The organism is Pseudooceanicola nanhaiensis (genome assembly GCF_020171315.1).
Lineage (GTDB): Bacteria > Pseudomonadota > Alphaproteobacteria > Rhodobacterales > Rhodobacteraceae > Pseudooceanicola > Pseudooceanicola nanhaiensis_A.
On sequence record NZ_JAIUZP010000012.1, the window covers coordinates 16,323 to 28,763 of the forward strand.

General features: G+C 67.0%; 11 protein-coding genes. 9 read left to right on the top strand and 2 right to left on the bottom strand.

What is annotated here, in order from left to right; translation table 11 throughout:
* The first annotated feature begins 50 nt into the window (after positions 1–50).
* A complete protein-coding gene (locus LCM32_RS18335) occupies positions 51–2,369 on the top strand; it encodes a Tex family protein (protein ID WP_224822544.1) in 2,319 nt (772 codons plus the stop codon).
* Positions 2,370–2,426: 57 nt separating this feature from the next.
* Here LCM32_RS18335 and LCM32_RS18340 read toward each other — a convergent pair whose 3' ends face one another.
* Together LCM32_RS18340 and LCM32_RS18345 are read right to left on the bottom strand one after the other, a co-directional pair.
* Positions 2,427–3,731, bottom strand: a complete 1,305-nt coding sequence (locus LCM32_RS18340; protein ID WP_224822545.1) for a nucleotide disphospho-sugar-binding domain-containing protein — start codon at positions 3,729–3,731, stop codon at positions 2,427–2,429.
* Positions 3,728–4,657: a GntR family transcriptional regulator gene (locus LCM32_RS18345; RefSeq protein ID WP_224822546.1), complete on the bottom strand. Its 930-nt coding sequence runs from the start codon at positions 4,655–4,657 to the stop codon at positions 3,728–3,730. Before LCM32_RS18345 ends, LCM32_RS18340 begins: the two co-directional genes overlap by 4 nt.
* Before the next feature lie 181 nt (positions 4,658–4,838).
* Here LCM32_RS18345 and LCM32_RS18350 point away from each other — a divergent pair, with 181 nt between their 5' ends.
* From LCM32_RS18350 to LCM32_RS18385, 8 genes are all read left to right on the top strand, one after another.
* On the top strand, positions 4,839–5,894 hold the full coding sequence (locus LCM32_RS18350) for a spermidine/putrescine ABC transporter substrate-binding protein (RefSeq protein WP_224822547.1): 1,056 nt from the start codon (positions 4,839–4,841) through the stop codon (positions 5,892–5,894).
* Positions 5,895–6,026: 132 nt separating this feature from the next.
* Positions 6,027–6,881: an ABC transporter permease gene (locus tag LCM32_RS18355; RefSeq protein ID WP_412070697.1), complete on the top strand. Its 855-nt coding sequence runs from the start codon at positions 6,027–6,029 to the stop codon at positions 6,879–6,881.
* Positions 6,874–7,665 carry an ABC transporter permease gene (locus LCM32_RS18360; RefSeq protein WP_224822549.1) on the top strand — a complete coding sequence of 264 codons (792 nt, stop codon included), beginning with the start codon at positions 6,874–6,876 and terminating at the stop codon, positions 7,663–7,665. The genes LCM32_RS18355 and LCM32_RS18360 overlap by 8 nt, the downstream gene beginning before the upstream one ends.
* The gene (locus tag LCM32_RS18365; RefSeq protein ID WP_224822550.1) at positions 7,662–8,717 is read left to right on the top strand and encodes an ABC transporter ATP-binding protein; all 1,056 of its coding nucleotides are present in this window, start codon (positions 7,662–7,664) and stop codon (positions 8,715–8,717) included. The genes LCM32_RS18360 and LCM32_RS18365 overlap by 4 nt, the downstream gene beginning before the upstream one ends.
* 72 nt (positions 8,718–8,789) lie before the next feature.
* The gene (locus LCM32_RS18370) at positions 8,790–10,076 is read left to right on the top strand and encodes a nucleotide disphospho-sugar-binding domain-containing protein (RefSeq protein WP_224822551.1); all 1,287 of its coding nucleotides are present in this window, start codon (positions 8,790–8,792) and stop codon (positions 10,074–10,076) included.
* Positions 10,073–10,432: a cupin domain-containing protein gene (locus LCM32_RS18375; RefSeq protein WP_224822552.1), complete on the top strand. Its 360-nt coding sequence runs from the start codon at positions 10,073–10,075 to the stop codon at positions 10,430–10,432. Before LCM32_RS18370 ends, LCM32_RS18375 begins: the two co-directional genes overlap by 4 nt.
* A 4-nt stretch (positions 10,433–10,436) precedes the next feature.
* Positions 10,437–10,781, top strand: a complete 345-nt coding sequence (locus LCM32_RS18380; protein WP_222491770.1) for a cupin domain-containing protein — start codon at positions 10,437–10,439, stop codon at positions 10,779–10,781.
* 111 nt (positions 10,782–10,892) lie between these two features.
* Positions 10,893–12,398, top strand: a complete 1,506-nt coding sequence (locus LCM32_RS18385) for an aldehyde dehydrogenase family protein (RefSeq protein WP_224822553.1) — start codon at positions 10,893–10,895, stop codon at positions 12,396–12,398.
* Positions 12,399–12,441 lie beyond the last annotated feature (43 nt).

Genomic DNA, 12,441 nt, shown 5'->3' on the forward strand with positions numbered 1-12,441 from the left:
GCCGGGGCAGGCTATCCCGGTGGCCCCAACGTGCCTGAGCAGAGAGAGACATGCCGATTCCCTCCGACCCCGTCGCCCGTATTCCCGCCCTCATCGCCCGCGATATCCAGGCCACGCCGGATCAGGTCCGCTCGGCGGTGACGCTGCTCGACGGGGGCGCCACGGTGCCCTTCATCGCGCGCTACCGGAAAGAGGTCACCGGCGGTCTGGACGACACCCAGTTGCGGACGCTGGAAGAGCGGCTGACCTACCTGCGCGAGCTGGAAGACCGCCGCGCCGCCGTGCTGAAGAGCGTGGACGAACAGGGCAAGCTGACGGACGACCTCAAGGCCGATATCCTCGGCGCCGAGACCAAGGCGACGCTGGAAGACATCTATCTTCCCTACAAGAAGAAGCGCCGCACCAAGGCGATGATCGCCCGGGAAAACGGGCTGGAGCCGCTGGCCCGCGCGATTCAGGACGACCGCCGCGCCGATCCGGTGAAACTGGCGGAGGGTTATATCACCGAGGCCGTGGCCGATACCAAGGCGGCGCTGGACGGCGCGCGCGACATCCTCGCCGAGGAGCTGTCGGAAAACGCCGACCTGCTGGGCCGCCTGCGCGATCACCTGCGCCGCAATGGCCGGATCACCGCCAAGCTGGTCGAGGGCAAGGAACAGGAGGGCGCCAAGTTCTCCGACTACTTCGACCATGCCGAGGGCTGGCAGGACATGCCCAGCCACCGGGCGCTGGCGATCTTCCGGGGCCGGAACGAGGGCGTGCTGACCGTCGATCTGGACTGCGGCCCCGAGGATGACGGCCTGCAGGCCGAGGCGATCTGCGCCGCCGCGCTGGAGGCCAAGGGCGACCAGCCGGGCGACCTCTGGCTGCGCAAGACCGCGGGCTGGGGCTGGCGGGTGAAGCTGCGGCTCTCGCTCACGCTCGACTTGCTGGGCGAGCTGCGCAGCCGCGCCGAGGCGGATGCGATCGACGTCTTTGCCCGCAACCTCAAGGACCTGCTGCTGGCCGCGCCTGCCGGCGCCAAGGCGACGCTGGGCCTCGACCCTGGCATCCGGACGGGCGTGAAATGCGCCGTGGTCGATCACACCGGCAAGCTGCTGGAAACGGCCACGATCTATCCCTTCCAGCCCAAGAACGACACGCGCGGGTCGATGACCACGCTGGCCAAGCTGATCGGCACCCACGGGGTCAAGCTGATTGCCATCGGCAACGGCACCGCTAGCCGCGAGACGGAAAAGCTGGTTACCGACCTGCTGGCCCACGCGCCGGGCGAGAAGCCCACCAAGGTGGTGGTGAGCGAGGCGGGCGCCTCGGTCTACTCGGCCTCGGCCCTCGCGGCGCAGGAGTTCCCCGGCCTCGACGTTTCCTTGCGTGGCGCGGTCTCCATCGCGCGGCGGTTGCAGGATCCGCTGGCGGAACTGGTGAAGATCGAACCCAAGAGCATCGGCGTCGGCCAATATCAGCACGACGTGGACCAGTACCGCCTTGGCCGGTCGCTGGACGCGGTGGTCGAGGACGCGGTGAACGCGGTCGGCGTGGACCTCAACACCGCCTCGGCGCCCCTGCTGGCGCGGGTGGCGGGCATCGGCCCCTCGCTGGCCGAGGGGATCGTGACCTACCGCGACATCCACGGCGCCTTCGGCAAGCGGAAGGACCTGCTGAAGGTTTCGGGCCTCGGCCCGCGGGCCTTCGAGCAATGCGCGGGCTTCCTGCGGATCACCGATGGCGAGGAACCGCTGGATGCCTCCGCCGTGCACCCGGAAAGCTACGAGGTGGCGCGCCGGATCGTGGCCGCCTGTGGGCGCGACCTGCGCGCGCTGATGGCCGATCCCGCGCCGCTCAAGCGCCTCTCGGCCGAGGATTTCGTGGCCGACGGCGTCGGCCTGCCCACGGTGCGTGACATCCTCGCGGAGCTTGAGAAGCCCGGCCGCGACCCGCGCCCCGAATTCAAGACCGCGACCTTTGCCGAGGGTGTGAACGAGATCACCGACCTGCGCCCCGGCATGTCGCTGGAAGGCACGGTGACCAACGTGGCGGCCTTCGGGGCCTTCGTCGATATCGGCGTGCATCAGGACGGGCTCGTTCATGTCAGCCAGCTGGCGGATCGCTTCGTGAAGGACCCGCATGAGGTGGTGAAGGCCGGCGACGTGGTGAAGGTCCGCGTGGTCGAGGTGGATGTGCCGCGCAAGCGGATCGGCCTGACCATGCGCAAGGACGGCGGCGCGCAGCCCGCGGAACGCGGCCAGAAGGATGCGCGCGGCAAGGGCGGCAAGCCCGGCCCGCGCGGTCCCATGTCCTCGGGGCCCAAGAAGCAGGACAGCGTCGGCGGTCTGGGGGCCGCCCTGCTGGACGCGATGAAGAAGTCCTGATCGGTTCTTGGAAGACGAGGAAAGCCCGGCCGCTCTGGCCGGGCTTTTTCGTGCCGCCTAGCGCGGAACGGCGGGGGTGACCTCGGCCACCTGCGCGAGGATCGCCTCTGCCGCCGCGCGCGTGCCGGGCTGCGCCTTCATGTCGGCGGATATCCCGGCGAGCCGCCCGGCCATCTCCGTATCCCCGAGCAGGCCCATCACCGCGTCGCGCAGCGCCTCTGCCGTCCAGTCGGAGCGGTGTATCCAGCGCCCCGTGCCCGTGGCCTCGGCCCGCTGCGCATTGTCGTGGCCATCCCAGCAATAGGGCATCACCAGCGAGGGCACCCCGTGGTAGAGCGCCTCGCAGAAGGAGTTGTTGCCGCCGTGGTGGATGAAGAGCGCCGATTGCGCCACCACCGAGGGCTGCGGGAACCAGCTGGCGAGGTAGACATTGTCCGGCACCCGGTCATAGCCCTCGAGAAAGCCGCCCACGTTCACGAGGAACTGCGCGGGCAGCCCGTCGAAGGCGGCGATCATCCGGCGGATCAGCGCGGTGTCGATGGCGCCGAGGCTGCCGAAGGAGAGGTAGACCAGCGGCCCGCCCGCGCCCGGCAGCTCTGGCATGTCGAACTGGGTCTCCTCGCGCACGCAGCCTTCGAGGTATCGGAACCTGTCAGGTGGCAAGGGCAGGGCGCGGTCATAGCGCACGGCAGCGGGCGACAGCAGCAGGTTCATGTGCGGCGAGGGCTCGAGGAAGAGCCCCTCGGCCAGCGGGGCGAGGCCGCGCGCCTTGCGGAAGGCGTTGTAGCGCTGGTGCGCCGGGGCCGTGGCGGCGAGGGAGGCCGCCTCGAAGGCGGATCTCTTTGCAGCGTCGGGGGCGAGGCCCGAAAGGTAGGGCGGCACGTTGGCGTCCGGCAGCTCCGTCTCGGCGCAGGAGACGACGCGAATCCACGGCACCCCCGCCCGCGCGATGGCCGGGAACTGGATCACGTTGTCGAGCACCACCGCATCGGGGCGGATCTGGTCGAGCAGGGCGCAGAGGCCTGCTTCTGCGCCCATGGCGGTATCGACGATCGCCTCCCACGTGGGGGCGACATAGGTCGGCAGCTGCGCCGCCGGGTCGAGGTCGAAGTGCGGCAGATGGGTGTTGATGAAGGCCTGCCAGTCGTCCTGCGCCTTGTCGGCGCTGGAGCGCGGCGGCTCTGGCAGGTGGTATTCCCGGAAGCCGTAGTTGGCAAAGACCCCGTTGAAGCCGGGGTGGCAGAGGAAGACCGGCGCGCCGCCCATGCGGCGCACCTCCTGCGCGATGCCGACGCAATTGAGCGCGGCGCCGAAGCTCGCCTCGGGGAAGAAGGCGATCACGGGGGCGGGGCGGGACGTCATCGCGGGCCTCTCATCAGCGGTGGGATACCGCGATTGGCGGCCTCGGGGCGACGCCGGCGTGAGCGCCGCAGGTGCAGCGTCATCAGGTCGGCGGCCACGTCGAACTGCATCTGTTCCAGCGCGTCGAGAATGTCCAGATGTTCCTCCAGCGACTGGCGCAGGCGGAAGTCGGGGATCGAGAAGTCCTTCTGGGTGGCTTTCCGCAGCCGCTGGTGCGCCATCAGCGCACCGCGCACGAAGCGGTTGGCCGAGCCCTCGGCGACCAGCATGTGGAACTCCACGTCGAGCCGCAGGAACCCCGCGTTGCCGATGCTGCCTGCGGCACTTTGCAAAGCGTCCTGCATCTGGCCGCGCAGAAGGCCCGATTTCTGGGCATCGAGGCGAAACCCGGGCGTGAGGATCGCCTGCGGCTCCAGCTGGAGCCGGAATTGCAGGCTCTCATCCGCCGCATTCGGCGTGTCGAGGATCGGCTGAAAGGCCCAGGACCGGCCGGGCATCTGGGTCACGATCCCGTCGCGAGATAGTATTTTTAGCGCATTTAGTACCGACGTGCGCGATGTGCTGTATCTTCGGGCAAGGGCGCTGACCGATTGCAGGTCGTCGATCCGCCGGGCGGCCCTGTCCGTAAGGATGCGGTGGGCGAGGCTGTCTTCGAGCGACTCCAGCTCCTGTGCCGCCTCGTCCAGCCCGTCGTCGCGCCCCAGTTCGAGGAAGAAGCCCTCTTCCTCGCGCCAGCTGAGAATTCCCTTCTCTTCCAGAAGTTTGAAGGCTGAGCGAATAGGCGTTCGCGACACGCCGCAGGCTTCGGAGAAGCTTTGCTCCGGCAGGTGATCCCCGGGGCTCATATTGCGTTCCCGCACGAGGGCGAGGATCCGCATGGCGAGGGCAAGGTGGTTCTGACGGGCATTGCGGCGTGACTCTGGCACCATCCCTCCTGTCGGGTCTGTCCGTGCTTGCCGTGATCCGACGGCACGTAAAAGAACAGCGAATACAGTTTGACGTACTTTTCAACTCAACAATACTGTCAATATCAGCGGTCATCAAGAACCGCACCTGATATGCCCCGGCCTGAAGCCGGGGGTCCAACAGTCCATACCGGAGGAAGATATGAAATCTGATCCGTCGACCCTGATCCCGTCCCTCGCCGCGCTCTGCGCGACGCTTGGCCTTGCCGGCGCTGCCGCGGCCGAGGACCTCGTGATCTCGAACTGGGACGGCTACATGGCGCCCGATGCCGTCGACAGCTTCAACGAAGCGACCGGCAACAGCGCCGAGCTGGTCCTGCACGGCACCAACGAAGAGATCATGGGCAAGCTGATCGCCTCCAAGGGCGCGGGCTATGACGTGGTCTTCGTCTCCTCGCCCTTCGCGGAGATCCTGCACAAGATGGGGCTGGCCGAAGAGCTGGACCATGCCAAGCTGCCCAATATAGCCAACCTCTACGAGGCGGCGACGCAGCTGCCGCATGATCCGGGCAACACCTTCTCGGTCCCCTATGCCTGGGGCACCACGGGGCTGTGCTATCGCTCGGACCTGCTGGCCGAGGCGCCCGACAGCTGGTGGGATCTGCTGACCCCTGCCGAGGCGGTCGCGGGCAAGACCACGATGCTGGCCACCGACCGCTGGCTGCTGGCCGCGGCCCAGCTGGCCGAGGGCTATTCGGTCAACACCACGGACGAGGCCGAGCTGGCCAAGGTCAAGGAAGACCTGATCGCCGCCAAGAAGACCTTGCTGGCCTATGACGACACCACCTTCTACGCCAAGCTGGTGTCCGGCGAGGCAGAGCTGGTGCAGGCCTGGGACGGCTGGTGCAACTACGGCATCGCCGAGAATGCGGACATCAAGTACGTCGTGCCGAAAGAAGGCTCTGACCTCTGGGTGGACGAGATGCTGATCCTCAAGGCTTCCGAGCACAAGGAGGCGGCCTATGCCTTCGTGAACTGGATGCTGGATGCCGGCAATCACCGCTGGGCGGCCGAGAACATCCTCTACAAGGTGCCGAACGAGGCCGCGATGGAGGGTCTCGACCCCGCGCTGATCGAGCAATACCCGAACATGGGCATGAGCGCCGAGGACCTGCTTGGCTACGAGCTGCTGATGGACGTGGGCGAGGCGCAGCGCGCCTATGCCAAGACCGTGAGCGAGATCAAAGCGGCGAACTGATCCGCCTGATATCCAGCCATCGGGTCCGGTGATGCAGCTGCTTGCGCTGCCCCGGGCCCGGGGTGCGGCCCGATGCCTCTGCCTGGGGTGGGTCGGGTGTATCGGGCCGCGACCCCATCGGAAATGTCCCCCGTGAAAGACCGCAAACCGCTCTACCTGATGACGCCCGCGCTGGCGTGGCTCACTGCCTTCATGGTGGTCCCCTGCCTGCTGATCCTCGCGCTGGCCTTCTTCCGGCGCGGGATCTACGGCGGCATCGAATATGTCTTCACGCTGGAAAACCTCGCCATGGTGGTGGACCCGCTCTATGCGCGGATCTTCCTGAAATCGGCGGGGATCGCGGGGCTGGCCGCCGGGATCGCCGTGGTGGTGGGCTATGCCGCCGCCTATGCCATCGCCGCCATGCCGCGCCACCGCCAGCCTGCGCTGCTCTTCTTCGCGGTGCTGCCCTTCTGGTCGAACTACCTGATCCGCACCTACGCCTGGATCGTGCTGCTGAACCGCGAGGGGCTGATCGTGCACCTGTTCCGCTGGTTCGGATACGAGGGCGAACTGCCCCAGATGCTCTATACCGAAACGGCGGTGGTGATCGGGCTGGTCTACAACTACCTGCCCTTCGTGATCCTGGCCTGCTACGCGCCGCTCTCGCGTCTGAACCCCGAGGTGGCCGAGGCCAGCCATGACCTTGGCGCCTCGCAGTGGACGACCTTCCGCAGGATCACCCTGCCGATGACCGTGCCGGGGATCGCGGCAGGGTTCGTTTTTGTCTTCGTCCTCTCCATCGGCAACTTCGTGACGCCGGCACTGCTGGGCGGCGGGCAGTTCCAGATGATTGGCAACCTCGTCTATGCGCAGTTCCTGACGGCGAACGACTGGCCCTTTGGCGCCGCACTCTCCATGGCGTTGATCGCGGTGATGATGGTGCTGCTGACGGCGCAGACCTTTGCCAGCGAACGCGCCTCCGGGCAGGGGGGGCGCGATGCCTGAGCGTGGCAAGACCCGCCTGATGCTGGCGATCCTCGCGGGCGTTTTCGCGTTCCTCTACGTGCCGATCTCGGTGCTGATCGCGCTCAGCTTCAACGCGGGCGGGCTGCCGACCGCATGGACCGGGTTTTCGGTGAAGTGGTACGGCGAACTCTTCGCCAATCGCGATATCATGCACGCGGCACTGAACACGCTGATCGTGGCCGTGGTCTCGACCCTGCTGGCAACGATCCTTGGCACGCTGCTGGCCGTGGGCGTGGAGATCCGCCGCCGCAAGGGCCGCTTCCTCGAGACCATCATCTTCGCTCCGATGATCATTCCGGACATCGTGCTGGCCATCGCGCTGCTCAGCTTCTTCTCGATGCTGAACGTGAAGATGGGCCTGCACACGATCATTGTCAGCCACGTGGTTTTCAACCTCGCTTTCGTCTGCTCGGTCGTGCGCGCACGGCTGAAAACCTTCGACTGGTCGATCGTCGAGGCCTCCGCCGACCTTGGCGCTTCGACCGCCACGACGCTGCGCCGCGTGGTGCTGCCGGTGCTGATGCCCGCGGTGATCGCGGGCGCGCTGCTGGCCTTCACGCTGTCGGTCGATGAATTCATCATCGCCTTCTTCACCGCCGGTGCAGGGCGGTCCTCGATCACCTTGCCGATGCAGATCTTCGCCATGATCCGCTTCGGCGTGACGCCCGAGATCAACGCGCTTGCGACGCTGGTCATGCTGTTCAGCGTGATCGCCCTTGCGCTTTCCCAGAGACTGAACCGCGGGGGTCTGCCCGGACAATGACGCAAGTGCTGCTCTCTCTTTCCGACGTGGAAAAGCATTTTGGCCGGGTGAAGGCCGTGGATGGCGTGTCGCTCGACATCGTCGAGAACGAGTTCTTTGCCCTGCTGGGGGCCTCCGGCTCGGGCAAGACGACGCTGCTGCGGATGCTGGCGGGGTTCGAATTGCCCACCGGCGGCCAGATCGTGCTGGACGGCAAGGACGTCTCGCAGGTGCCGCCGAACCGCCGCCCGGTGAACCTGATGTTCCAGAGCTATGCGCTCTTCCCCCATATGTCGGTGGCCAAGAACATCGCCTACGGGCTGGAGATGGAGGGGCTGCTCCGGCGCGAGATCACCGCGCGGGTGGGCGAGATACTGGAGGTGATCCAGCTGGCCCCGCTCGCCAATCGCAAGCCCGACCAGCTGTCGGGCGGGCAGCGGCAGCGGGTAGCCCTGGCCCGCGCGCTGGTGAAACGGCCGCGCTTGTTGCTGCTGGATGAACCGCTCGGCGCGCTCGACAAGAAGCTGCGCGGCGAGATGCAGCTGGAGCTGAAGCGCATTCAGGCGGAGTTCGGCATCACCTTCATCGTGGTCACCCACGATCAGGAGGAGGCCCTCGTCATGGCTGACCGGATCGCGATCCTGAAGGACGGTCGCCTGCTGCAGTCGGGGACCCCGCGCGAGATCTACGAATACCCTGAAACCCGCTATGCCGCCGACTTCATCGGTCAGATGAACTTCATCCCCGTGACCCGCTCGGGCGACCTGCTCTTTGCCCGCAACGGTGCGCGGATCGGCGGGGTGATTCCGGCGGAGGCGCCCGAGGCCCTCGTGGCTGCGGTCCGGCCCGAACGGCTCTACCTCGATGCCGAGGCCGAGAACGTGGTGACGGGCACCGTCCGGTCCACGGCCTACCTCGGGCTTGACCTGCACCTGCACCTCGACACGCCCCTCTGCGATCAGCCGCTCCTCGTACGGCTGACGGCGGACGCCGCCGAGGGGCGCGATATCACCGAAGGCGCGCGCCTGACGCTGGGCTGGTCCGCCCGCGACACCCGCGTCTTTCCCGCCTGACATCCAAGGCCCGCCAAATCGGGCCCGAAACTCAAAGGCCCGCCAGAGGCCGCCCCACCAGAGGAGACCCAGATGACCCAGAAAACCTTCGCCTTCTTCCCCGAAGCGGCCTTCGGCCCCGCGCTCAACTCCGTCGGCATTGCGCAGGCGGTCGAGCGGATGGGCCACAAGGCCGTCTTCCTCTCGGACCCCGGCTTTGTCGAGGTCTATCAGGGCTACGGCTTCGAGGCGCATCCCGTGAACCTCTCCGAACCGATGCCGCCCGAGCAGATGGCCAAGTTCTGGGAGGATTTCATCAACGGGCACATTCCCAACTTCCGCAAGGCGCCGATCGACCAGATCGACAACTACGTCAAGGAGTGCTGGGAGGCGATCGTGGACAGCGCGAAATGGGCCGAGAAGGACCTGCCCGCGGTGCTGGCCAAGATCAAGCCGGACGTGATCAGCGTGGACAACGTGATCCTCTTCCCGGCGATCAAGCAGTACGGCGTGCCATGGGTGCGGATCATCTCCTGCTCGGAGAACGAGATCGAGGATGACGCGATCCCGCCGCACCTCTCGGGCATGTCCGAGACGGATACCGAGGGCCACGCCGCCTTCCGGGCGAAGTTCAACGAGGTGATCAAGCCGATCCACGACGATTACAACGCCTTCCTCGCCACGACCGGTGAGGACCCCTATCCGCTGGGCCAGTTCTTCGAGGCCTCGCCCTTCATGAACCTGCTGCTCTACCCCGAGCAGGTGAAGTACCACCGCTCCGCGCCGCTGGACCCGGCGCAGTTCCAGTACCTCGAAGGCTGCGTGCGGCAGGACAAGCCCTATACCGTGCCGACCTTTGCGGCGAACAACGACGGCCCGCTGCTCTATGTCTCCTTCGGGTCGCTGGGGGCGGGGGATACCGACCTGCTGAAGCGGCTGATCACGCTGATCGGCAAGACCCGCTATCGCGCGCTGGTGAACGTGGGCGATTACATTGGCGAATATGACGACATCCCGCCGAACGTGGTCATCGACAGCTGGTTCCCGCAGCCCTCGGTCATCCCGCAGGTGGATGCTGTGATCCACCACGGCGGCAACAACTCCTTCACGGAATGCCTCTACTTCGGCAAGCCCGCGATCATCATGTCCTATGTCTGGGACGGCCACGACAACGCCATGCGGGTGCAGGAAACCGGCCACGGCTTCCGCTCGGAACGCTACGATTGGACGGATGAAGAGCTGATCGCCAAGATCGAGGCCTGCCTGACGGACGCCGACATGGCCGCGAAACTGGCCGCGACCTCGGCCCATATGCAGGGCCAGAACGGGCAGGAGAAGGCCGCCAAGATCCTCGTCGACCTCGTGGAGTCGCAAGCGTGACGAACCTCGCCTCCTCCGCGCCCCATATCCACGGGGCGGGCGCCTTTGACGATCTCGTGGACTGGGGCGCGCAGCCCGACGCGCTGGACGGCGCCTCGCACTCCACCGGGCGGCTGCTGCACAAGGGGCCGGGCAATATCCCCGAGACCGGCATCTGGGATTGCACCCCGGGCCGCTGGCGGCTCTCCGTCCCGCGGGACGAGTTCTGTCACTTCGTCTCGGGGCGTGCGACCTATGTCAGCGACGGGGGCGAGGTGATCGAGGTCACCCCCGCCACCTGCGTCCTGTTCCCCGCCGGCTGGACCGGCACCTGCACGGTCCACGAGACCATCCGCAACATCTACATGCTGAGTTGACCCCATGACGACACCCGTGATGACCAAGCCGCTCGAAATCACCGACACGGTGGACTGGGGCGTGATCCCGACCATGATCGAGGGCGAAAGCCGCACCTCGGGCAAGCTGCTTCACAAGGGGCCGAACGGCGAGAACGAATGCGGCCTGTGGATTTGCACGCCCGGCAAGTGGGAATGCCACGTGACCCGGGACGAGTTCTGCCACTTCCTCGAAGGGCGCTGCACCTATGTCCACGAAAGCGGCGAGGTGATCGAGATCACCCCCGACACCGCCGCCTTCTTCCCGCAGGACTGGAAGGGCGTCTGCACCGTCCACGAGACGATCAAGAAGGTCTACATGATCCGCTGAGCGGATCGGGTGACCCCTGTCCGGCCCTCCCTGACGGCGGGCCGGGTGCTGCCGCGCCGCAGGGCGGGCGAGACACGGAAAGGATCCGCGCGCCGGATCGGGAGAGACGAGATGTCCGATATCGACACGCCCCGCTATTACCTGACCCCCGGACTGCGCGAGAGCACGGGCCGCGCCGAGGCGGTCATCGACCCCGCCACGCTGGACCGCGTGGGCACCCGTGCCGTGGTGAGCGCGGGCGAACTGGCCGAGGTGCTGGCGCAGGTCAACGCCGCGCAGGCAGGCTGGGCCGCGCTGGATGCCAAGACGCGGGCCGGGCACCTGCACCGGCTGGCGAACCGCATCGAGGCCACGGATATGACCCGTTGCGCCATCCTGATGAGCCGCGAGATGGGCAAGCCCTATCCCGAGGCCATCGGCGAAGTGGCGAACTGTGCCTCGATCTTCCGCTATTACGCCGAAATGGCCCGCGACGAGGCGGGCAAGATCGCGGGCTCCACGCAGGCGGGCTCCTTCCAGTATGCGCGTTACGAGCCGCTCGGCGTCTCGGCCCATATCATGCCGTTCAACTTCCCCGTGCTGCTGATGTGCTGGACGGTCGCCGCCTCGCTGGCCGCCGGGAACGGCTGCGTCGTGAAACCGGCGGAGGCGACGACGCTGTCCACGCTGGAATTCATGAAGGTCTTTGACGAGATGCCCGCAGGCCTCATCGCCTGCCTGCCGGGCGACGCAGAGGTGGGGAAGGCGCTGGTGGCCTCCGACCTGACCCACGCCGTGGCCTTCACCGGCTCCGTCGCCGGGGGGCGTGCCGTGGGGGCTGCCGCCGGTGGCCTGATGAAGCCCGCGATCATCGAGGCGGGCGGGTCCGACCCGATGATCATCACGGATCACGCGCCGCTTGCGGTGGCAGCGGCGGGGGCTGTGACGGGGGCCTTCCACCTCTCCGGGCAGGTCTGCACCTCGACCGAACGGCTCTTCGTCACGGAGGGCATCCACGACGCCTTCGTCGCGGCCTTCGTGGAGGAGACGGCGGCCCTGCGTATCGGCAACGGGCTGGACAAATCCGAGATCGGCCCGCTGGTCAGCAAGGCCGCACGGGACAAGGTCGAACGGCTGGTGGCCGATGCGATTGCCAAGGGCGCCAAGGTCGAGATCGGCGGCGGCGCGCCTGCAGGGCAGAACACCGGCTGGTTCTATGCCCCCACGATCCTTACCGGCTGCACCCCCGACATGGAGATCATGCACGAGGAGATTTTCGGCCCCGTCGCGGCGATTGCCAAGGTGAAGGACTTCGACGCGGCCATCGCGGCGGCGAACGACAGCCCCTTCGGCCTCGGCGCCTCGATCTTCACCACCTCGCTGGAGGAGGCGCAGGAGGCGGCGGAACGGCTGCAGTCGGGCATGGTCTGGGTCAACAACCCGATGATCGACAACGACGCGCTGCCCTTCGGCGGCTGGAAGGCGTCGGGCATGGGGCGGGAGTTGGGGCGGCAGGGGCTGGATGCCTTCCGCCGCTCCAAGATGGTGATCATGGATCACCGCCCCGTGCGGCAGGACTGGTGGTATCCTTACCCGGACGAGTGGTTCCTCGACGCGGGCGGACGCAAGCACGTGTAACGCAAAACGCCCCGGCCTGATGGACCGGGGCGTTTCTTTGCGC